The sequence below is a fragment of the Vibrio sp. STUT-A11 genome, assembly GCF_026000435.1.
Lineage (GTDB): Bacteria > Pseudomonadota > Gammaproteobacteria > Enterobacterales > Vibrionaceae > Vibrio.
This window is the reverse complement of the sequence record NZ_AP026763.1, coordinates 1,958,968-1,979,329: the sequence shown is the minus strand read 5'-3', so window position 1 is coordinate 1,979,329 and position 20,362 is coordinate 1,958,968. Positions and strand designations below refer to the sequence as shown.

The 20,362-nt window shown below is 43.4% G+C and carries 22 protein-coding genes and 1 pseudogene; 20 read left to right on the top strand and 3 right to left on the bottom strand.

Annotated features, from left to right (window positions below; genetic code table 11):
• Window positions 1-18: 18 nt before the first annotated feature.
• A pseudogene (locus OO774_RS09360) lies at window positions 19-258 on the top strand (BMC domain-containing protein); the annotation flags it as partial.
• 718 nt (window positions 259-976) lie between these two features.
• Here OO774_RS09360 and OO774_RS09355 read toward each other — a convergent pair.
• Window positions 977-1,798, bottom strand: a complete 822-nt coding sequence (locus OO774_RS09355; protein WP_264901805.1) for an MIP/aquaporin family protein — start codon at window positions 1,796-1,798, stop codon at window positions 977-979.
• 250 nt (window positions 1,799-2,048) lie between these two features.
• Between OO774_RS09355 and OO774_RS09350 the strand changes: the two genes are divergently transcribed.
• The 16 genes from OO774_RS09350 (at window position 2,049) to OO774_RS09275 (ending at window position 17,444) form a co-directional block, all read left to right on the top strand.
• The gene (locus OO774_RS09350) at window positions 2,049-3,218 is read left to right on the top strand and encodes a 1-propanol dehydrogenase PduQ (RefSeq protein ID WP_269469168.1); all 1,170 of its coding nucleotides are present in this window, start codon (window positions 2,049-2,051) and stop codon (window positions 3,216-3,218) included.
• A 124-nt stretch (window positions 3,219-3,342) separates the two neighbouring features.
• Complete coding sequence (locus tag OO774_RS09345; protein WP_264901803.1) at window positions 3,343-4,035, top strand: phosphate propanoyltransferase; 693 nt, start codon at window positions 3,343-3,345, stop codon at window positions 4,033-4,035.
• A gap of 3 nt (window positions 4,036-4,038) precedes the next feature.
• Complete coding sequence (eutJ, locus tag OO774_RS09340; protein WP_264901801.1) at window positions 4,039-4,860, top strand: ethanolamine utilization protein EutJ; 822 nt, start codon at window positions 4,039-4,041, stop codon at window positions 4,858-4,860.
• Window positions 4,861-4,866: 6 nt separating this feature from the next.
• Complete coding sequence (locus tag OO774_RS09335; RefSeq protein WP_264901798.1) at window positions 4,867-5,562, top strand: flavoprotein; 696 nt, start codon at window positions 4,867-4,869, stop codon at window positions 5,560-5,562.
• A 12-nt stretch (window positions 5,563-5,574) separates the two neighbouring features.
• Window positions 5,575-5,838, top strand: a complete 264-nt coding sequence (locus OO774_RS09330) for a EutN/CcmL family microcompartment protein (protein WP_264901795.1) — start codon at window positions 5,575-5,577, stop codon at window positions 5,836-5,838.
• Window positions 5,839-5,869: 31 nt separating this feature from the next.
• Complete coding sequence (locus tag OO774_RS09325; protein ID WP_264901793.1) at window positions 5,870-6,334, top strand: heme-binding protein; 465 nt, start codon at window positions 5,870-5,872, stop codon at window positions 6,332-6,334.
• 77 nt (window positions 6,335-6,411) lie between these two features.
• Window positions 6,412-7,638, top strand: coding sequence for a propionate kinase (gene tdcD / locus OO774_RS09320; protein ID WP_264901791.1), 1,227 nt, complete (start codon window positions 6,412-6,414; stop codon window positions 7,636-7,638).
• A 13-nt stretch (window positions 7,639-7,651) separates the two neighbouring features.
• Window positions 7,652-9,022, top strand: coding sequence for a 4Fe-4S dicluster domain-containing protein (locus OO774_RS09315; RefSeq protein WP_269469167.1), 1,371 nt, complete (start codon window positions 7,652-7,654; stop codon window positions 9,020-9,022).
• Window positions 9,019-9,570, top strand: coding sequence for a BMC domain-containing protein (locus OO774_RS09310; RefSeq protein ID WP_269469166.1), 552 nt, complete (start codon window positions 9,019-9,021; stop codon window positions 9,568-9,570). Before OO774_RS09315 ends, OO774_RS09310 begins: the two co-directional genes overlap by 4 nt.
• A gap of 485 nt (window positions 9,571-10,055) precedes the next feature.
• Window positions 10,056-10,337 (top strand): propanediol utilization system shell hexameric protein GrpH, encoded by a 282-nt coding sequence (gene grpH / locus OO774_RS09305; protein ID WP_014232056.1) that lies wholly within the window; start codon window positions 10,056-10,058, stop codon window positions 10,335-10,337.
• A gap of 21 nt (window positions 10,338-10,358) precedes the next feature.
• Entirely contained in the window at window positions 10,359-11,153 is a 795-nt protein-coding gene (gene pduB / locus OO774_RS09300) for a propanediol utilization microcompartment protein PduB (RefSeq protein ID WP_264901789.1), read from the top strand.
• 48 nt (window positions 11,154-11,201) lie between these two features.
• Window positions 11,202-12,800, top strand: coding sequence for an aldehyde dehydrogenase family protein (locus OO774_RS09295; protein WP_264901787.1), 1,599 nt, complete (start codon window positions 11,202-11,204; stop codon window positions 12,798-12,800).
• A 47-nt stretch (window positions 12,801-12,847) separates the two neighbouring features.
• Entirely contained in the window at window positions 12,848-13,147 is a 300-nt protein-coding gene (locus tag OO774_RS09290; RefSeq protein WP_014232053.1) for a BMC domain-containing protein, read from the top strand.
• Between the two features lie 189 nt (window positions 13,148-13,336).
• Window positions 13,337-15,886 carry a glycyl radical diol dehydratase GrpM gene (grpM, locus tag OO774_RS09285; RefSeq protein WP_264901785.1) on the top strand — a complete coding sequence of 850 codons (2,550 nt, stop codon included), beginning with the start codon at window positions 13,337-13,339 and terminating at the stop codon, window positions 15,884-15,886.
• 105 nt (window positions 15,887-15,991) lie between these two features.
• Entirely contained in the window at window positions 15,992-16,876 is an 885-nt protein-coding gene (locus OO774_RS09280; RefSeq protein WP_269469165.1) for a glycyl-radical enzyme activating protein, read from the top strand.
• 187 nt (window positions 16,877-17,063) lie between these two features.
• Complete coding sequence (locus tag OO774_RS09275; RefSeq protein WP_264901782.1) at window positions 17,064-17,444, top strand: VOC family protein; 381 nt, start codon at window positions 17,064-17,066, stop codon at window positions 17,442-17,444.
• A 177-nt stretch (window positions 17,445-17,621) separates the two neighbouring features.
• Here the strand turns inward: OO774_RS09275 and OO774_RS09270 are convergent, their stop codons facing one another.
• Window positions 17,622-17,861, bottom strand: a complete 240-nt coding sequence (locus OO774_RS09270) for an RNA-binding protein (RefSeq protein WP_264901780.1) — start codon at window positions 17,859-17,861, stop codon at window positions 17,622-17,624.
• Window positions 17,862-18,089: 228 nt separating this feature from the next.
• On the opposite strand from OO774_RS09270, the gene OO774_RS09265 reads away from it, so the two are divergent.
• On the top strand, window positions 18,090-18,380 hold the full coding sequence (locus OO774_RS09265; RefSeq protein ID WP_014232048.1) for a YkgJ family cysteine cluster protein: 291 nt from the start codon (window positions 18,090-18,092) through the stop codon (window positions 18,378-18,380).
• A 102-nt stretch (window positions 18,381-18,482) separates the two neighbouring features.
• Here the strand turns inward: OO774_RS09265 and OO774_RS09260 are convergent, their stop codons facing one another.
• Window positions 18,483-19,037, bottom strand: coding sequence for a TetR/AcrR family transcriptional regulator (locus OO774_RS09260; protein WP_264901779.1), 555 nt, complete (start codon window positions 19,035-19,037; stop codon window positions 18,483-18,485).
• Window positions 19,038-19,132: 95 nt separating this feature from the next.
• Between OO774_RS09260 and OO774_RS09255 the strand changes: the two genes are divergently transcribed.
• Together OO774_RS09255 and OO774_RS09250 are read left to right on the top strand one after the other, a co-directional pair.
• On the top strand, window positions 19,133-19,585 hold the full coding sequence (locus OO774_RS09255; RefSeq protein ID WP_264901778.1) for an HPP family protein: 453 nt from the start codon (window positions 19,133-19,135) through the stop codon (window positions 19,583-19,585).
• A gap of 73 nt (window positions 19,586-19,658) precedes the next feature.
• Complete coding sequence (locus OO774_RS09250) at window positions 19,659-20,354, top strand: aspartate/glutamate racemase family protein (protein WP_264901776.1); 696 nt, start codon at window positions 19,659-19,661, stop codon at window positions 20,352-20,354.
• The last annotated feature ends 8 nt before the right edge of the window (window positions 20,355-20,362 follow it).

Here is a 20,362-nt window from a genome sequence, read left to right as displayed (position 1 = left end):
AAGGAGAAAGGTATGTCTATGTCTGGCCAAAGCTTAGGCTTAATAGAAACGATAGGCTTAGCGACGGCAATCGAAGCTGCAGATGCTGCTATTAAATCAGCAAACGTCGAGCTACTAGGTTATGAAGCCGCCAAAGGTAATGGCATGCACACGGTAAAACTTGTTGGTGATGTCGGCGCAGTCAAAGCCGCTGTTGATGCGGGTGTTGCGGCTGCGTCGCGTATCGGGGAGGTGTATGCGTATAAGGTATTGGCCCGAACTGCAGAAGGGTTAGAATCTGTTATTACTGCTAGTGAAAATGTTGGTACAAAAGTCCAGGAAGCGGAGCAAGTGCGAGCAGAGCAAGAGGTCGTCGTAAAAGAAAAACCATCAGTAGAACCTGAGGAGGTGAAGTCTGTATCGTCAGAAAGTGCTGCTAAAGCGGAAACAGAAAATCAAAGCGTTGCGGTAACGACGCCTCAAGAGGCAGAAGCGGCGACAGCAAAAAAAGTAACTAAAACTATAACACCGACGGCAAACAAAGCTGCGACTACAAGTAACAGAACTAAATCAAGAACAAGCCGTCGTACTGCATCCAATTAAATCCTCCTCCTTTTATATCTTGTAAAACCACCCCATGAACATATTATCTTTGTGATTGGGGTGAGTCATATTAACTTTCAAAATTAAAGTTTCAAAAGTCCGATATTTTAAATGCGAGTGTAGTTTGCCTATATTCCAAAGCCCGTATTACGTTCAAATACCTATCTAAAATACCCCCGAAAACACGCTAACTGTAATTGCTATTCTGTGTAGTTTTCCGCTGTCGAATGAGACAGGTAAATGACAAGTCGGAAAGGGTAGGTATCATAGGGAAATATTTGAGTGTGCCCAAGTCTTTATGAATGAGATTTATAGTAAAAACACAGTTCAAAACTTGGGCATTATAGGAAAGATGCTAATTATCAATGTTTGTGATTATCAATGTTTAGATATTTCAACTAGCGGACTCTGATTCTGTATTTTGTACTTCACTCGATGGTTTAGCTACATATTGGTCGATCAAATAGCGATAACCAGCACCACCAATACATGCACCGATAAGAGGAGCGACAATTGGGACGATCAGATAAGGGATATCTCGTGCGCCAGTGAGTGTCATTTCACCCCATCCAGCAAAGAAAGTGAACAGTCTAGGTCCAAAGTCACGAGCAGGGTTCATGGCGAAGCCTGTTAGTGGTGCGGCAGCTGCACCAATGACGGCTACTAGAATACCGATCAACAATGGTGCTAAAGCGCCTTTTGGTACGCCGTTACCGTCATCAGTCAATGACAATATCAATGACATTAATGTGGCCGTAAGGATTATTTCAACTATTGCAGCATGAAACACAGAGATAGAAGGGTGAGGAAAAGTGGTAAAAATACCTGCTAGTGCGAGACTTTCTTGAGAACCTCTCACGATATTATGTGCAGCCTCATAGTCCGAAAATAAATTTTGGTAAATGAAGTAACAAACGGTAGCACCGAAAAATGCACCGGCTGTTTGGGCAATGATATATGGAAGGACTTTCCTTTTTTCAAAACTTGCAAATAAGAATAAACCAAGCGTCACAGCTGGATTTAAATGCGCCCCGGATATTCCCGCAGTTAAATAAACGGCCAAGGCAATGCCTAAGCCCCAAACAATCGCGATTTCCCATAGACCAAAATCAGCACCAGCCAGAATTGTCGCACATAAACATCCCGCACCAAAGAATATAAATAATCCAGTGCCAAAGAACTCAGCAATGCACTGGCCTCTTAGTTTTTTATCCATAATTAAACCTTAATTTGTAAATTAGTAGGTAGGGTATTACCAAACATTTGTGTTTGAATTATCACCAATTCAGTATATCTATGGCTAGGAGTAAAATATTGTCTATTTATGGTTTTTTATATGAATAATTTGTTCTTTACTCTTATCGTTCGCTAACTTTTTACAACGCTATATTTTTTTGTCTTTCTACTACTTTGGACAGCAAAATTGTCCTAGATATAGTCAAGTTCTTATAAGTGTAGTTATATCGATGGGTGTTAAATTAAAAATAACTCAAAGCTCAATGGAAAGTGAGAATTTAATGACTCGTCGATTTTTTTCCGTACCTGATGTGTACTTTGGTACAAATGCTATTTCGTCTTTAGATCGTTTAAATGATAAAAAAGTCGCTATTGTGACGGACGCTTTTATGGTTTCTTCGGGTAAGGCTCGTTCACTTATTAAAGCCATGCCTTATGCGACGGTTTCAGTGTTTGGTGAGGTGAAGCCAGACCCAAACACAACTGTTGTGATTGCTGGTGTACAGCAGCTTAAGTCATTTCAGCCTGATGTCATCATTGCTTTAGGTGGCGGTTCTTCGTTAGACGCAGCGAAGGGCATAAAAGTGACGTTAGAAGAGCTTTACCAAGGCAATAAAATTGAACTGATTGCGATTCCAACGACCAGTGGGTCGGGTTCTGAAGTAACTTCGTATGCGGTTATTTCAGATGCGTCCAGTGGTAAAAAATATCCGCTTGTTTCTTCTGATCTATTACCTGATGCCGCCATATTAGATCCAGAGTTAGTGTTAAGTGTTCCTCGTCCAGTTGCTGTTGATACCGGTATGGACGTTTTAACTCATGCAATTGAGGCGGTCGTTTCTACTGATGCGAATGACTTTAGTGATGCACTTGCTGAAAAGGCCATTCAATTAGTGGCGACTTATTTACCGCAGGTCGTTGAGAATGAGACGGCTATTGAGCCTCGGGAACATATGCACAATGCATCGTGCATGGCTGGTATGGCATTCAATGCATCAGGACTAGGCTTAGTTCATGGAATGGCGCATGCTTTGGGAGGCGTTTTACATATCTCGCACGGCAAGATTAACGCTATGTTATTGCCTTTAATTATCGACTTCAACGCTGAAGCGGGTGATTCAGACATTCAGCATAAATACCATAAGTGTGGACGTTTAATGAATATCGATGTCGACATTCCGTCATTAGCACCCAAAGAACTATCGGCGGCTATTCGTGATTTAAACCGACAGTTTCAAATTCCTTCATCCTTAACCGAGCTTGGCAAAAATCGATATGAAATAGAGAACGTAAGACAGACAATTATTGAAGCAACATTGGCAGATGCTTGCACGGCAACTAATCCTAGAAAGCCTTCAGAAAGTGACATTGATAAGTTGCTCACAAAAATAATTGGTTGATCTGGATCGTTTTGTCACAGCTGATTTTTGTTCGCAAAAAAGTCCTTATTAAAGGCAAACAATATGGCTGATTACAAATTATTGTAAGGCTAAGAAAGTTTCTTGTAAGAATGGTAAATCTATTATGGACGCAATTAGGGAACAGGCAGAATTAATTACTCAGCAAATAATGAAAGAGTTATTTGGACAATCGGCTACTCAATCTCCGAACCAGAATGTGGCAGCGCATAATATAAGTAATCAATTAGTTGTACCTGTTGGTATTTCAAATCGACATGTCCATTTGAGCAGAGAAGATATGGATGCGCTGTTTGGTGTTGGTTCAGAACTTACTCGTTTTAAAGCGGTGAAGCAACCAGGGCAATATGCCGCTGAAGAAGTGGTCACGCTAAAAGGTCCTAAAGGTGAACTCCAACGTGTTCGAGTACTTGGCCCATTGCGCAGTGAAACACAGGTAGAAATTTCTATTGCCGATGGTTTTGCGCTGGGTGTGAGAGCGCCCGTGAGAATGTCAGGTGATCTAGAAAGCTCACCGAGCATCGAACTTATTGGTCCAAGAGGAAAGGTTATTAAGGATCATGGCGTGATCGTAGCTTGGCGACACATCCATATTTCTCCACAAGATGCCGAATCCTTCGGTCTCAAAGACGGCATGGACATCGATGTTGAAACTCAAGGAGATCGTGCCGGAATTCTGCGTAACGTTGTGGTTCGCGTGAGCAACGATGCAGTGATGGAAATGCATATTGACGTTGAAGAAGCGAATGCATTTGGCCTGAAAAATAACGATTGTGTAACGCGCTACCTAGTAGGATAAGCCATGTCTGATTCAACTTCTTACAAACGACTAAAAAAGCTCGCCAAACTGGTCAAGGACGAAAAATGTTTGAAGAAAAAGGGGCCATTTAAAGTCGGTGTTGATCTTGGCACTGCGAATATTGCGATCGTGGTTGTCGATAGCAACAATAACCCGGTAGCAGGAGCGAGTTATCCATCCAAAGTTGTCAAAGATGGCATAGTGGTGGATTACATCACCGCAACTCAAGTGGTTTCGATGTTAAAGCAGAAGGTTGAACAAGGGCTAGGCTGCACATTAGAAAAAGCCGCTACAGCCATTCCTCCTGGTGTCTCTGAAGGCAGCGTAAAAGTCATTGTGAATGTGGTTGAATCTGCAGGGTTTATTGTAACCAATGTCGTCGATGAGCCGGTGGCAGCCGCTTGTGCTTTAAATCTGGAAAGCGGAGCGGTGGTCGATGTCGGTGGTGGTACGACGGGGATGAGTATTTTAGATAAAGGTGATGTCATTTTCAGTGCTGATGAACCGACGGGTGGCTCTCATATGACATTAGTTTTATCGGGTGCGATGGGGCTTGAATATGATGAAGCCGAAACAATGAAGAAAGACTCACAGCATGAACAACAAGTATTTTCTGTCGTGCGGCCTGTGGTAGAAAAAATGGCGAGTTTGGTTTCGTTATGGTTACAGACCAACACTGCCGATTGTTTATGGCTCGTTGGTGGCGCAACCAGCTTCAGTCAATTTTCAGAAGTGTTTACAAAAGTGACTGGTATTGAGTCTCTCTCCGTTCCTGAGCCATTGCTGGTTACTCCGTTAGGGATAGCAATGAAAGCGACGGAGTAAGGCGTTATGGAGATGAAAGACTTAACCGTCATGATCAGTCAGATTGTTGATGACATTCTAGAGAAAAAACGCCAACGCGCCAAAGTGATTCGAGTGATTTTAACTGGTAGTGAAAAGGAATCATTGCTCGATACGCTCAACTGCATTAAAGCACTATATCGTTCAGGTTATGGTATTGCTGTAACGCTTTCCCATTCCGCTAATAACTCAGTTATCAAATCTGTATTTTTACGTTGGCAGCAAGAAGGGGATATTGAGTTCTCGATGGACTCATATTTACCTGATGAATTATCAGACGATTATTATGGTCTCTTTTTTCCGGCCATATCAATGAACAGCTTAACGAAGCTGGCGTTATGTATTCGAGATAACTTAGCAACGAGTTGGGCTTTTCACGCTTTATTAAATCGAAAGCCGATAACCGCAACATTAAATCATGAATATCAAACCATAATGGAAAATGCAGCAAGTCCATTAATTGAGCAGTTTTCAACTTATTTAAATAAGGTAGAAGATTATGGCTTCCGTTTTATTGGCAAGCCTAATGTGTCTTCTCTTGCGAATTACTCATTAATAACGCTAAAAGACGTAAAGTTACTGCCAGAACACCAAGCTTTACTCATTGAAAAAAATACGATCATTACGCCGTCAGCTAAAGAAGAAATTGCCCGTCGTCGTATCTTTATTGAAAGAATCAATTAAGGGGAAAACATTATGTATTTAGCAAAAGTCACCGGAGCGATTGTATCAACCACTAAACATGAATCATTGAACGGCAATAAGTTGCTCATGGTCACGCGTTTAGATGAACAAAACCACCCAACCAGCGAAACGGAAATTGCCATTGACTGTGTCGGTGCCGGTAATAGTGACATTGTTGTCGTAACGACAGGAAGCTCCGCCCGTAATAGCAGTACGCACTCTAATTCTGTTACCGATGCAGCCATTGTTGGCATCGTTGATTCTTTAGAGCAGTAAGCGTGTGAAGTGTGTCGAGTGAGGACCAAATATGAGTAATACATTTTCAGAGAGTCAGAGCACCCAAGCAATAACACTCGGTGACGGTGGCAAAAATACTCACCTGAGTTTGCAGGATATCATGCGACTCGGGCAATTTGCCTTTCAGGCAGCAGAAAGAGTAGGCATTGATATTGTTTTCAGCTTTGTCGATCAGGTTGGGGCAGAGCGGTATTTCTTTGTCATGGATGATGCGCTTCTGATTAGCCATGAGTTGGCAACACAAAAGGCCTGGACAGCGGTTGCATTAAAGACGCCTACATCAGATTTGGCTGAGAAAATATTGCCAGGCCAAAGTTTATACGGATTACAAAATACGCCCAAAGCATGTTGTATCGGAGGTGGGGTGCCAATCTGGAAAGACACTCAGCTACTTGGTGCCATCGGTATTAGTGGCGGAACCGTAGAACAAGATTGTGCTATTGCTCAGGTAGCGATTTCACTTTTCACTCGATAATTAGCCGTGAGCTAATAAAAAATTACAGTATTTCATCCCCCATTGTTTTTCAAAATTTATTCGCTCTTGAGGTAATCATGTCGTCAGAATCTCGTGTTTTAGTTATTAATTGTGGCTCATCTTCGATGAAATTCTCTGTTTTACCAACAGGAAATGATGAGCCTGTTTTGTCGGGTATTGCAGAAAAGTTAGGCTTGTCCGATGCGTTTATTTCAATCAAAGATTCTGAAGGAAACAAGACGCTCTTTGAATTACAACAAGGTACTCATGCCGCGGCACTAGAAAAACTATTTGCAACGATGACGAGCTTAGAACTAATGGACTCGTTATGCGCCATCGGTCACCGAGTTGCGCACGGTGGTAGCGAATTTAGTGACTCTGCTCTTGTTACAAATGAGGTCATTGAGCAAATAAACCAGTTGTCTGAACTGGCTCCGCTGCATAACCCAGCAAACCTGGTTGGGATTAAAACAGCGATGTCGCTATTGCCGAATATTCCAAATATCGCGGTATTTGATACCGCTTTTCACCAAACGATGCCAGAAGATGCGTATACCTACGCGATTCCTCTTGAACTTAGAGACGAGCATAAAGTGAGGCGTTATGGCTTCCATGGTACCTCTCATCGTTTCATTGCCTTAGAAACTGTTAAGCGTCTGGAACTTGATGCAAATAATCACGGCATCATAGTCGCGCATCTTGGTAATGGTTCCTCTGTTTGTGCGGTTAAAAACGGCAAAAGTGTTGATACATCAATGGGAATGACACCACTGGAAGGCCTAGCGATGGGCACGCGCTGCGGTGATTTGGACTTTGGTGCGGCGGTTTATATCGCGAATCGTACCGAACAATCACTGGATTCTGTGTATAGCTTAACCAATAGCCAGTCTGGTTTATTGGGGGTTTCTGGTCTTTCAAGTGACTGTCGTGAGTTGGAGCAGGCCCGCTTAGAAGGTAACGAACGAGCAGCGTTAGCCATAGATGTTCTCGTTCACCGTTTAGCGCGTCATATCGGTGGTCATTTAGCGTCGTTAGATCGTATTGATGCCTTGGTATTTACTGGTGGTATTGGTGAAAACTCAGTGTTGATCAGAGAGCTGACGATACAAAAACTCGCGGTATTTGGTTTTAAATTAGATAAAGAGAAAAACGCGTCAACAACAAGAGGTAAATGGGGCGTTGTATCGACACAAGACTCACCTGCGATTGTTGTTTTGCCAACCAATGAAGAAAAAATGATTGCGCAAGATGCTGCAGACTTAGCCAAGCAACAGGTAAAAGAAACGGTCAAAAAAATTGCTTAATCGTTGAGGCAATATGATGAAAGAACAACACACTATCAGCCAGTCGTATCTAGACCAGTATGATAAAAATACCATTGTTGAAAGAGTAAAAAATGCAGCGGTTGTCGGTGCCGGTGGCGCAGGCTTCCCTACCTATGTAAAACTGCAATCTGAGGCGGAAATTTTCCTCGTCAATGCGGCAGAATGCGAACCGATGCTAAAAGTGGATCAACAGTTGATGGTCGTAAAAGCGGCTGACATGATCCGTGGACTCAGTTATGCGATGAAAGCCACAGGGGCCAAAGAGGGCGTGATCGCATTAAAAGCCAAATATCAAAAGGCGATTGAGGCATTAACCCCTTTATTAACACCGAATATGCGTATCCATATTCTCAAAGATGTTTATCCAGCGGGTGATGAAGTCATTACCATTTGGATGGCAACTGGTCGTCGTGTTCCGCCTGCACAGTTACCGATAACGGTCGGCGTGATTGTCAATAATGTACAAACCCTGATTAACGTATGCCACGCGGTAGAGCATGAACAAGGTGTTTTCGAGCGTACACTTACGATTAATGGTTGTGTGCAAAATCCAATGACCATCACTGTCCCTTTAGGCATCCGTTTTCAAGAACTGCTCGATTACGCAGGAGGGGCAACCGTTGATGAGTTTGCGGTGATTAACGGTGGGCCAATGATGGGCGCATTAGTTGAAGATTTAAATCAATGCGTGACGAAAACGACCGGGGCACTTTTAGTTCTGCCGCGTGATCACATTTTAATTCAGCGTCGTCTGAAAACGGATGAGCAAATTCTTAATATGGCGAAGATGGTCTGTGAGCAGTGTTCACTCTGTACCGAGTTGTGTCCGCGTCACTTAATTGGCCATGAAATCGCCCCAAATCTGGTGATCAGAGCAACGAATTATAAGGATTTGTCCAAGCCATCCACCTTCTTATCTGCATTAACGTGTTCAGAGTGCAGCTTGTGTGAGGGTTATGCCTGTCCGGTCAATATTTCTCCGATGCGAGTGAACAAAATATTGAAGCAGCAATTGCGTGCTCAGGGCGCTCGATATAGTGGAGAACTCAGAGACGCCGATCCGATGGCAGAATACCGTCTCGTGCCAACGTCGCGCTTAGTTTCTCGCCTGAATTTAACACCGTATTACCAAGATGCACCGATGCTTCCGTTTGACTTCCCTTACGAGCAAGTCAAGGTCGCGATTAGCCAACATATTGGTGCCGCAGGTCATCCGATTGTAACGGTTGGCGATAAAGTGGAAGCCGGGCAAAAGCTTGTCGAAGCGAAGCCTGATGCCTTGAGTTTAGGTGTACACGCAAGTTGCAGTGGCACCGTAAGTTCGGTTGACGCTCAATATATTACGATTCAAAGGGGTAGATGATGAAAGATACCATTGGTTTACTTGAACTGAGCAGCATTGCAAAAGGCGTCGAAGTCACAGATAGCATGTTAAAAAGTGCGAGTGTAGAAGTGTTGAGTTCGAAAACGATTTGCCCTGGTAAGTATATTGTCATGATTACCGGTGATGTGGGTGCTGTTCAACAAGCGATCGATCATGGTGAAATGTTAGCAGGGCACTTAAAGGTGGACAGCTTTATTTTACCTAAAATTGATCCTAGTATTTTACCCGCCATTTCAGGAGTAACACCTGTTGAAGCAAAAGGCTCGGTCGGGGTTGTCGAAACCTTTAGTGTCGCAGCCTGTATTGCAGCGGCAGATGAAGCAATGAAAGCGGCAAATGTGACCTTAGTTCGAGTGCATATGGCATTTGGCATTGGTGGTAAGTGTTATTTTGTTGTCAATGGCGACATTGGCGATGTTAATAATGCCGTCAAAGTCGGCTGTAAGAGCGCCGGAGATAAAGGGCTACTGGTACATAGTATGGTGGTGGCTAAGCCACATCCAGATATGTGGCAGCACCTTATTTAAGGTTGTTACTGCTGACTGTTACCGTTTTGTCTATTTTATTTTTCGTCTCAATGAGAACGGTAAAATATCATTGTTCTGTTATTTATTTTTGACTTTCGGTCACTCTGAATTAATCTCGCCATTATTAACAGGACAAATTTGTCCTGTTTTTTTATCGTCAGTAAATATTAAATCTAATTTTTATTGATAAGCGTAACCGTCGATCACCACTTTATTTCTCTTATTCCCCGTTACAACTGCGAAAAATCCAACTCATTCCATTATCTCATCTAACTCCTTCCTTTAATTAAAAGTTTAATGTGAGATAGATCGCTGTAAATTATTGCCTTTCTCTTCTTTGTTCAACAAAAGAATCCTCATTCGAGGCAAAACATTTTGTCTCAGTACTTTTACTATGAAATCGCTTAATGAATAAGGCAAAGCCTACACGCTCTTATAGGGATACTTTGCCAGAAAAGTCATCATTTAAAAAACTCGAGGTATTTATGCAACAAGAAGCTCTAGGTATGGTTGAAACAAAAGGTTTGGTTTCTGCAATTGAAGCTGCGGACACCATGGTTAAGTCAGCAAACGTAACACTAGTGGGCTACGAGAAAATTGGTTCAGGCCTAATCACAGTGATGGTTCGAGGTGATGTTGGTGCGGTCAAAGCGGCAACGGATGCTGGCTCTTCTGCTGCTAGCAAAGTAGGTGAACTTGTTTCTGTTCATGTTATTCCTCGCCCCCATACTGAAGTTGAAAAAATCTTGCCAAAAACAGTTCAGTAATAGAACGGAAGGAAATTGACGATGAAAGATAATTTTGTTGAACAGATCATTTCTGAGGTCATGAACAAACAACAGCCAGCGCAACAAGAACAAGCAGCACACGCAGTGGCACATGTCGCCAGCTGTGGTCTGACTGAATTTGTTGGAACCACTGACCTAGGTCGCACTATTGGTCTTGTTGTTGCTAGTGTTGATAGCCAGCTACATGAAGTGATGAACATCGATAAGAAATATCGCTCTATCGGTATCGTTGGTGCTCGTAATGGTGCCGGTCCTCATATTTTTGCGGCAGATGAAGCGGTAAAAGCAACCAATAGTGAAGTTGTTGCTGTCGAACTTGCTCGCGATACAGAAGGCGGCGGTGGTCATGGGTGCTTAATCATTTTCGGTGCTGATGATGTATCCGATGTACGTCGCGCTGTGGAAGTAACACTGTCTGAAATCAACCGCACTTTCGGTGATGTTTATGGCAACGTTGCAGGCCACCTAGAATTCCAATATACCGCGCGTGCAAGCTTCGCACTTAACAAAGCGTTTGGTGCGCCAATTGGCAAATCATTTGGTATGACTTGTGCGTCACCAGCAGCGATCGGCGTTGTTATTGCGGATGCTGCGGCGAAATCTGCTGTGATTGATCCAATCGGTTATTCAACTCCAGCCAAAGGCACTTGTTTTAGTAACGAAGTGACGTTTACGTTTGCCGGAGACTCAGGTGCCGTTCGTCAGGCAGTACTTACCGCTCGTGATGTGGGCCTACAGCTACTTGGTACTATGGACTCAGCGCCGCTTCAGTCATCTACAACTCCTTACATTTAAATTTCAAGCGATCCCTGAAATTCAATTTTGTTGTAAGGAGTAGGAAGAATGAATGAACAAGAAATTGCTCATGCCGTTGAAAATGTATTGAGCAAATATACAAACGTTACGGTGCAGAACGCAGAGCCAGTTTCATCCAGTTCCAACGCCAGTTTAGAGAGCATCGTTTCTCAAGCTTTGGCCGCTAATATGGTGAAACAACCAGAAACTCAAACTGCACCCGATTTAAACAGCAATATTGAGAATATCGTTTCTCAAATACTGGCTGAAAATCAGGCTAAGCCTCAGAGTGTTCAATGCCAGAGTGCTAATCATGGCTCGGCAGAATACTTAGGGTGTTTTGCGTCAATGGAAGAGGCGATCAGCGCAGCTTCACATGCTCAAGTCCAATACCGTCATTGTACCATGGGCGATCGCGCAGCCTTCGTCCAAGGTATTAGAGAAGTGTTCACTCAAGAGGATGTTCTTGAAAAAATCTCTCGCATGGCTGTCGAAGAAACGGGCATGGGCAATTACGCCGATAAGGTTACGAAAAACCGTATTGCAGCAACCAAAACACCAGGTACAGAAGATCTTGTCACTTCAGCATTAAGCGGTGATTCAGGCCTGACATTGACTGAATTTTCTGCTTACGGCGTGATCGGTTCAATCACACCAACGACGAACCCAACTGAGACCATTATTAACAACAGTATTGGTATGTTGGCAGCAGGGAACACGGTTGTTTACAGCCCACATCCACGTTCTCGTAACGTCTCACTCGTAGCTGTTGATCTGATCAATAGAAAACTGGCTGAACTCGGCGCTCCGGCAAACTTGGTGGTGACGGTTTTAGAGCCGTCGATTGATAACACAAACGCAATGATGAACGACCCTAGAGTCAATATGCTTGTTGCGACTGGTGGCCCGTCGATCGTGAAAACCGTGATGTCTACTGGTAAGAAAGCGATCGGTGCTGGTGCAGGTAACCCTCCAGCTGTGGTTGATGAGACCGCGAACATCGAAAAAGCAGCAAAAGACATTATTAACGGCTGTGCGTTCGACAATAACTTGCCGTGTATCGCTGAGAAAGAAGTCATTGTTGTCAATGAAGTCGCTGACTACTTGATTCATTGCATGAAGAAAAGTGGCGCTTATCTACTGTGTGACAAACAGAAGATTCAACAACTGCAATCGATGGTTCTGAACGAAAAGGGGACAGGCCCTAATACTTCTTTCGTCGGTAAAGGTGCTCGTTACATCCTGGATAAATTGAATATTCAAGTGAGCGACGATATTAAAGTGATTTTAATCGAAACAGAAAGAAATCACCCATTTGTTGTACATGAACTCATGATGCCGATTCTGCCCGTTGTTCGAGTTGAAAACGTAGATGAAGCGATAGACTTGGCAATTAAAGTGGAGCATGGCAACCGTCATACCGCAATCATGCACTCTACTAACGTTGAGAAACTAAGCAAAATGGCTCGTTCAATTCAAACCACAATTTTTGTGAAAAACGGTCCATCTTATTCAGGTATCGGTGTTGGTGGTGAAGGTCATACAACATTCACTATCGCAGGGCCAACGGGCGAAGGCATTACATCAGCTCGCTCTTTTGCCCGCTACCGTCGATGTGTCATGGTTGAAGCATTGAATATTCGTTAACTGATTGAATATTAATGTGACTAAGTTAAGAGATAGGCAATAGAACGATGAAAACACGCATAATTAACGCACCAGGGCCAGATACTCTTGCCATGCTCAAACGCCGTGTGTCCTCGGAATTTCGTCAGCGCTTGGGTCTGATCCGTATTGATGCGATTGGATTAATCATGTTGCCCATCCCTGATCTTTACTACTGTGCCGATTTGGCGAGTAAGTGTGCGGATGTCGCGGTGACGGAAATCACGGGTACATGCCCTCAGCACGTCACCGCACTTGCCGTCTTTGGGGAAGTTTCAGCGGTGAATGAAGCGATGCGCACTATTGAAGATGACTTGAGCAGCTTTTAATGGATTAACGATAAAGAAATAGGTGAAGGCATCAATGCGGAAAGCACATCCTTCAATATTGCGCAATTTCTTTCGTTTTTCGTTCACGAAGCAGTAGCAATATTTACCCAAATACAGAAATTGCCGCACGACAAAATAATTGAAGTCTGATCTCGTGATCTTACTGAATAATAATTACGGAGTAACATTATGTTAGAGAAAGGTTTTTCTAATCCAACTGATCGCGTTCTGCGCTTAAAACAAATGATTCTTGACGCTAAGCCGTACGTTGAATCTGAGCGTGCAGTTCTGGCAACTGAAGCTTATAAAGCGAATGAGCATCTTCCAGCGATCATGAGAAGAGCAAGAGTTGTTGAAAAGATTTTTACTGAACTACCTGTGACCATTCGTAAAGATGAATTGATTGTTGGTGCGGTAACGATTAACCCTCGTTCAACGGAAATTTGCCCTGAGTTCTCTTACGATTGGGTAGAAAAAGAATTCGAAACAATGGAACACCGCGTAGCGGATCCATTCATTATTGAGAAAAAGACCGCGCAAGAGCTACATGAAGCATTCAAATACTGGCCAGGTAAAACAACCAGTGAGCTTGCCGCATCTTACATGTCTGAAGAAACCCATGAAGCAATGGGTGCAGGCGTATTCAGCGTAGGTAACTACTTCTATGGTGGCGTTGGCCACGTCTGCGTCGATTACGGTAAAGTCTTGCGAGTTGGTTTCCGTGGCGTTATTGAGCAAGTCAAAGAAGCGTTATCTAAACTCGATCGCACAGAGCCAGATTTTATTAAAAAAGAACAGTTCTATCACGCGATCATCATCAGTTATGAAGCAGGGATTGTTTACGCACACCGTTATGCAGATGAAGCCGCGCGTCTAGCTCAAGTCGAATCTGATCCACAACGCAAACGCGAACTGGAACAAATCAGCCAAAACTGTCGTCGTGTACCTGAGCACGGTGCCACAACGTTCTGGGAAGCATGTCAAACCTTCTGGTTCCTGCAAAGCATGCTGCAAATTGAATCAAGCGGTCACTCTATCTCTCCAGGACGATTTGACCAATACATGTATCCATATTTAGAAGCAGACAAATCGATTGACCCAGTATTTGCTCAAGAGCTGGTGGATTGCTGTTGGATAAAACTCAACGACATCAACAAAACACGTGATGAAGTCTCAGCGCAGGCATTCGCCGGTTACGCGGTATTCCAAAACCTATGTGTTGGTGGTCAAACTTCAGAGGGTAAAGACGCAACGAACGCACTGAGCTACATGTGTATGGAAGCGACCGCGCATGTTCAGTTACCTGCCCCTTCGTTTTCTATTCGTGTATGGCAGGGTACACCGGACGAGTTCTTGTTCCGTGCCTGTGAAGTGGTTCGCCTTGGTCTTGGTGTTCCGGCAATGTATAACGATGAAGTTATCATCCCGTCACTACAAAACCGTGGCGTGTCGCTGGCTGATGCTCGTGATTACTGCATCATAGGTTGTGTAGAACCACAAGCACCACACCGTACTGAAGGTTGGCACGACGCTGCGTTCTTTAACCTGGCCAAGGTATTAGAAATCACGCTAAACAGCGGTCGAGCAGACAACAAACAAGTTGGCCCTGTGACCAAAGATATGACTCAGTTTACCGATATTGAAGACTTCTTTGATGCATTCACAGCGCAAGTTAAGTACTTCGTTCGCAAGTTGGTTGAAGCTTGTAATAGTGTCGATATCGCACACGCCGAACGTTGCCCGTTGCCTTTCCTTTCTGCCTTGGTTGACGACTGTATTGGTCGCGGTAAGTCATTGCAAGATGGCGGTGCAATTTATAACTATACAGGTCCTCAGGCGTTCGGTGTCGCAGATACGGGTGACTCTGTTTACGCCATGCAGAAGCAAGTCTTTGAAGAGCGCAAGTTGACAATGACAGAGCTTAAAGATGCGTTAGATGCAAACTTTGGCTATGCAGAAGGTGGTTGCGCACCAGCGGCTGGACGCATGTCATTAGATGAACAAGACGTCTACAACGTGGTTCAGCAGATTATTGCGCAAAAAGGATCGCTAAGCCCTGAAGCCATCAAAGAAGAAGTGCTTCGTCAGCTATCGAACGCATCTGCACAAGCTGCTCCAACGTCAGGTAACATTTCTCGTCACGAAGAAATTCGTCTTATCTTAGAGAGTACGCCTAGCTTCGGTAACGATATTGATGATGTCGACTATGTGGCTCGCCGTTGTGCATCTATTTACTGTGACGAAGTAGAGAAATACACCAATACTCGTGGTGGTCAGTTCCAGGCTGGTATCTACCCGGTATCCGCTAATGTTCTGTTTGGTAAGAATGTATCGGCACTGCCGGATGGTCGTTTAGCGACTAAGCCTTTGGCTGATGGTGTTTCTCCACGCCAAGGTAAAGATGTTTCTGGTCCAACGGCTGCGGCGAACTCAGTAGCGAAACTGGACCACTTCACCGCTTCAAACGGTACCTTGTACAACCAAAAATTCCTGCCTTCTTCATTGGCTGGTGAGAAAGGGTTACGTAACTTCAGCGGTTTGGTAAGAAACTACTTTGACCGTAAAGGTATGCATGTACAGTTTAACGTTATCGACCGTGAACGTTTACTCGATGCACAGAAAAAACCACACCTACACCAAGATCTGGTTGTTCGTGTTGCAGGTTACAGTGCTCAATTCGTGGTACTAGCGAAAGAAGTTCAGGACGACATTATTAGTCGTACAGAGCAGCAATTGTAATTTCTAAAAATAATAAATAGGCCGTGACGTAAGTAAGCGGCCTATTTTTATCAAAAATAACGAGAGACTGTCATGAATAAAGTCGATTACACTGCTGAAGGGGTCTTGTTTAATATACAGCGATATTCGTTACATGATGGACCAGGAATTCGAACCATTTCTTTTTTTAAAGGATGTCCACTTTCTTGTAAATGGTGTAGCAACCCTGAATCACAACAAGCTAAGCCAGAATTGATTTTTAAATCAAATGATTGTGTGAGCTGTGGTAAATGCATTGATGTTTGTAAAGCGGGGGCGATTTCTCGCTCAAACCCACATTTCATTGATCGTGAAAAATGCAATGAATGTGGTGCTTGTGTTGATGTTTGCCCTACTGGTGCGCTTGAAATCAAAGGAAAGCGAATGAGTGTTGAGCAAGTGTTGCTTGAACTCAAAAAAGACGAAAATTTATTTCGCAGAGCGGGTGGCGGGATTACTTTGTCAGGTGGTGAACCTTTAGCTCAGCCTGAATTTGCCCGAGAGTTACTTAAAGGGTGCAAAGAGAAAGGTTGGCATACTGCGATAGAAACTACTGGGCTGGGTTCAAAACAAGCCATTGAAGATGTTTTCCCTTGGATTGATTTAGCATTAGTCGATATTAAAGCCATTAATCCTCATGTTCATAAAGAGGGCACAGGTGTTGATAATCGAATCATTCTTGAAAACATCCTGCGTATTTCATTTATTACTAAAGTCGTGGTCCGTGTGCCTATTATTCCAGGGTTTAATGATAACGAAGAAGAAATCCAGGCGATTGGCGAATTCGCTCAACTCATGTCAAATGTCGATACCATTCATCTTCTTCCGTACCATAGTTTTGGTGAAAACAAATACTCTCTTTTAGGGCGTATTTACCCTATGCAAGATACGGCATCGAACCCTGATGAAAAAATCCAGCAACTCAAACGTAGAGTAGAATCCATGGGATTTGCCTGCCACATCGGTGGTTAATACGACGCTCAATCGGAGGAAGCAGGTTCGGTGGTTTCTCCGTATTCACCCTTTGAATTTTGTTTATATTAGCAAGATATAAAATACCATATTACGTGCTTCACACCTTAACAATGCATCAATAGACATAAGAAAGTTGATATAGCAAAGTAGGTTAGTTCAACAACACTCTAAAAAGGAAGTATAAATGTTTAGTCACGTTATGGTTGGCTCAAATGATGTCGATAAATCCAAACAATTTTATGATGCTATCTTGTCGGTGCTCGGTTACCAAGAAGGTGTCTTAGATGCTCACGGGCGTTGCTTCTATTTTCACCCTGAGGGGACTTTTGCTATTACTGCGCCAATCGACGGCGAAGCAGCAACGTCAGGAAACGGCATGACTATCGGCTTTAAAGTGGATAGCCCAGAGTTAGTCGAGTTATGGCATAAAGCTGGCCTGGAAAGTGGTGGCGTTGAGTGTGAAGATCCTCCAGGTGTAAGAACGGTGGGGCCGCGTGAGATGTACCTTGCTTACTTACGTGATCCTGCGGGTAATAAGCTTTGCGCTACCCATATCATGGCTTAGGTAATATCAGCTAAAAGTCAGTAAATTAATTGATATCCGCAACGTACATCATTTGGATCTGCGTTGCGTTTTTTATCTGGTCTAGCGAAGATATTGGACAGGGGGTAAGGGTTAAGCTGGTGAGATTAAAGTTCGGAACCTGCCATAACGCCTGGTTAACCAGGCTCCGAAAGCTGCTTAGTTTTGAGCGAATTTAACTCGGATTTTGTTTTTGGCTACGCTAGTGTGATGAAGGTTTTCAAGTGCATTTTTCGCTTCATCTTTATCTGGCATCTCAACGAATGCGAAGCCTTTAGATTGCCCAGTTTCTTGGTCTAATACTAGATTGCACTCAGTGACGGTGCCGTAGGCTGAAAAAAGAACACGAATTTCATGTTCGGTCGTGGTTCGCGCAAGATTGCGGACTAAAAGTTTCATATTGTTTCGCCTGTAGTAAGTTGTGACCATTGTCTCAGGTAAGTTCTGACAAACCAAGTAAAGAATTGTTGTCACTAAGGTAGAGCGAGCCTAAAAGCGTGTTTGCTGTGCAGTTTATTTATAAATTAGCCATTCTTAATCAATGCTAGCGTAAATATTCCTTATAAAGTTCCGAAAGTCATATTAGATTTAAGGTATCATGCACAATTGACGAAATTGTAGTTACTCATGAATATACCGATTAAAAATACCTCTCCTGAAGCACCGTCTTGCTCAAACTGCAAAGCGTGTTGCTGCCGCCTCGAAGTGATGATCATTTCCGATACAGGTGTTCCAGAGCAATTCATTTCCCGCGACCAGTATGGTGGTGAAACCATGATGAGGCTTGATGATGGTTGGTGTGCGGCTTTAGACAGAGAAACGTACATGTGCTCAATATATGAAAACCGTCCCTGGATATGTCGCGAGTTCGAAATGGGGTCTTATGAGTGTATTGATGAGAGAGTAAAGTTTCTATAGGTTAGTTATTCCTTGATGATGCCGTGTTTTTGCGATGGGGCATCGTTCGAATCGTCACAACTCAATAAGCTCGCGTACTTTATTTACTCTCTCCAACTGCTGTTAATCGTCAATCATTTTGTTCAGAATTTGAATACATTGATGGGTAACATCTTGGCTATTTCCACTTACATGCGCAGTGACAATCGCGCCTTCTTTTAAAATGCAAATGGCATTTAGCAACGTACTCTCCGTACTTTTTAGATGACTGGCGATGATTTGTCGGACTTCTTCTTTGTGATGCCCACAGAAACGTGCGATCTCACTATTCAAATCACTGAATTCTGCCGAAGTATTGATAAAAAAGCAGCCTCTAAACTTTCCTAACGCAGGTTCTTGACTATTGAACCAACTCGCAAGCGCTGAAAATAACTTATCTATTACTTCTTTGTCTGATTTAGCCCCGAACAGTTTTTGATCCAGCCAGTTAGAAAACGTGTCGTGCCTTTGTTGCAAAGCAGCCAGTACTAACGCTTCTTTACTTGCAAAGTGGGTGTAAAGCGTGCGCTTAGCCACGCCAGAGACACTCAAAATTTCATTGATGCCAATAGTGTTAATTCCGTTGGCATAAAAAAGCGATAACGCGGTATCCACTAATAACTGACGTTTTTTACTCATAAGGCTCCTCCTGTAAAAGTAGTTTGACAAAAGTAGACCGATTTGTCTATTTTAGTTTGGTAGACAATTTGGTCTACTTTCATTAGGGGAATAGTATGAAGAATTTTGGTTTATCTGTTATCGCAGGCATTGGGGCATTTCTGGCAATAGGGTTACTTTCATTTTTTGATTCCACAATGAGTGATGTAGCGCTGCTTATGGCACCTTTTGGAGCGACGGCTGTACTGGTTTTTGGCGTACCCGAGAGTCCGTTGGCGCAGCCTAAAAATGTCATATTTGGGCATGTAATTACTGCATTTGTAGGAGTGTTTTTTACTCAATATATTGGTGTTTCACCTCTGACTCTGGCACTGGCTACTGGTATTGCAGTGAGTCTGATGCTAGTGACGAAAACCACGCATCCGCCAGCAGGGGCAAATCCGTTGTTGATTATGTTATCTGGGCAAGGGTGGGCTTTTATCATCACGCCAGTTTTGGTCGGTGCGGTCCTCATTGTTCTTGTAGGGAAAAGTATGCAAGGCTTGCTTAAACAGTGGGCAAAAAGTTAAAGTGCTAGCAGGGAGTTATGCGCATGGAGGCACAATGAATATCCAGAAATTTATCGATAACAAAGGAAGATAAATGAAGACAGTAGGCATGTTAGGTGGAATGAGTTGGGAATCCACCGCCAGTTATTACAAAGCACTGAATGAAGGCGTTAAGTCAAGGTTAGGTGGCTTACACTCAGCAAAGATCTGCTTATACAGTGTCGACTTCGATGAAATAGAAAAACTCCAGCATCAAGGGAAATGGTCAGAAACCGCTTTGATCCTTGCCGAAGCAGCGAGGTCAGTAGAACGTGGTGGCGCAGATTTTTTAATGATATGCACGAACACAATGCATAAAGTTGTACCAGAAATTGAGTCGCAGATATCTATACCAATTTTACATATTGCGGATGCGACCGCAGAGAGCCTGGTTCAAGACGGTGTCACCAAAGTTGGTCTGTTGGGAACGCGTTTTACAATGGAGCAAGATTTCTACAAGGGCAGGATCTCAGAGAAATTTGGCATAGACGTGGTTGTTCCTACTGCCGATGAGCAAACCGTCGTTCACGATATTATTTATCAAGAGCTTTGCCTGGGTGAAATAAAAAGCGAGTCCCGAGACCGTTACTTGAAAATCATTGCCAATTTACACGCTCAGGGCGCCCAAGCGGTGATTCTGGGATGTACTGAAATTGCATTATTAGTCAAGCAAAGTGACACATCGGTCCCTTTGTATGACACCACGGAAATCCATGCAGCGCACGGCGTTGAATGGGCATTAGGTAATTAAAAGAAGTT

Excerpts from the sequence above, each read along its gene's own strand:
- OO774_RS09355 (WP_264901805.1), bottom strand. The coding sequence starts at position 1,798 with ATGGATAAAAAACTAAGAGGCCAGTGCATTGCTGAGTTCTTTGGCACT.
- OO774_RS09350 (WP_269469168.1), top strand. The coding sequence starts at position 2,049 with ATGGGTGTTAAATTAAAAATAACTCAAAGCTCAATGGAAAGTGAGAAT.
- OO774_RS09345 (WP_264901803.1), top strand. The coding sequence starts at position 3,343 with ATGGACGCAATTAGGGAACAGGCAGAATTAATTACTCAGCAAATAATG.
- eutJ (WP_264901801.1), top strand. The coding sequence starts at position 4,039 with ATGTCTGATTCAACTTCTTACAAACGACTAAAAAAGCTCGCCAAACTG.
- OO774_RS09335 (WP_264901798.1), top strand. The coding sequence starts at position 4,867 with ATGGAGATGAAAGACTTAACCGTCATGATCAGTCAGATTGTTGATGAC.
- OO774_RS09330 (WP_264901795.1), top strand. The coding sequence starts at position 5,575 with ATGTATTTAGCAAAAGTCACCGGAGCGATTGTATCAACCACTAAACAT.
- OO774_RS09325 (WP_264901793.1), top strand. The coding sequence starts at position 5,870 with ATGAGTAATACATTTTCAGAGAGTCAGAGCACCCAAGCAATAACACTC.
- tdcD (WP_264901791.1), top strand. The coding sequence starts at position 6,412 with ATGTCGTCAGAATCTCGTGTTTTAGTTATTAATTGTGGCTCATCTTCG.
- OO774_RS09315 (WP_269469167.1), top strand. The coding sequence starts at position 7,652 with ATGATGAAAGAACAACACACTATCAGCCAGTCGTATCTAGACCAGTAT.
- OO774_RS09310 (WP_269469166.1), top strand. The coding sequence starts at position 9,019 with ATGATGAAAGATACCATTGGTTTACTTGAACTGAGCAGCATTGCAAAA.
- grpH (WP_014232056.1), top strand. The coding sequence starts at position 10,056 with ATGCAACAAGAAGCTCTAGGTATGGTTGAAACAAAAGGTTTGGTTTCT.
- pduB (WP_264901789.1), top strand. The coding sequence starts at position 10,359 with ATGAAAGATAATTTTGTTGAACAGATCATTTCTGAGGTCATGAACAAA.
- OO774_RS09295 (WP_264901787.1), top strand. The coding sequence starts at position 11,202 with ATGAATGAACAAGAAATTGCTCATGCCGTTGAAAATGTATTGAGCAAA.
- OO774_RS09290 (WP_014232053.1), top strand. The coding sequence starts at position 12,848 with ATGAAAACACGCATAATTAACGCACCAGGGCCAGATACTCTTGCCATG.
- grpM (WP_264901785.1), top strand. The coding sequence starts at position 13,337 with ATGTTAGAGAAAGGTTTTTCTAATCCAACTGATCGCGTTCTGCGCTTA.
- OO774_RS09275 (WP_264901782.1), top strand. The coding sequence starts at position 17,064 with ATGTTTAGTCACGTTATGGTTGGCTCAAATGATGTCGATAAATCCAAA.
- OO774_RS09270 (WP_264901780.1), bottom strand. The coding sequence starts at position 17,861 with ATGAAACTTTTAGTCCGCAATCTTGCGCGAACCACGACCGAACATGAA.
- OO774_RS09265 (WP_014232048.1), top strand. The coding sequence starts at position 18,090 with ATGAATATACCGATTAAAAATACCTCTCCTGAAGCACCGTCTTGCTCA.
- OO774_RS09260 (WP_264901779.1), bottom strand. The coding sequence starts at position 19,037 with ATGAGTAAAAAACGTCAGTTATTAGTGGATACCGCGTTATCGCTTTTT.
- OO774_RS09255 (WP_264901778.1), top strand. The coding sequence starts at position 19,133 with ATGAAGAATTTTGGTTTATCTGTTATCGCAGGCATTGGGGCATTTCTG.
- OO774_RS09250 (WP_264901776.1), top strand. The coding sequence starts at position 19,659 with ATGAAGACAGTAGGCATGTTAGGTGGAATGAGTTGGGAATCCACCGCC.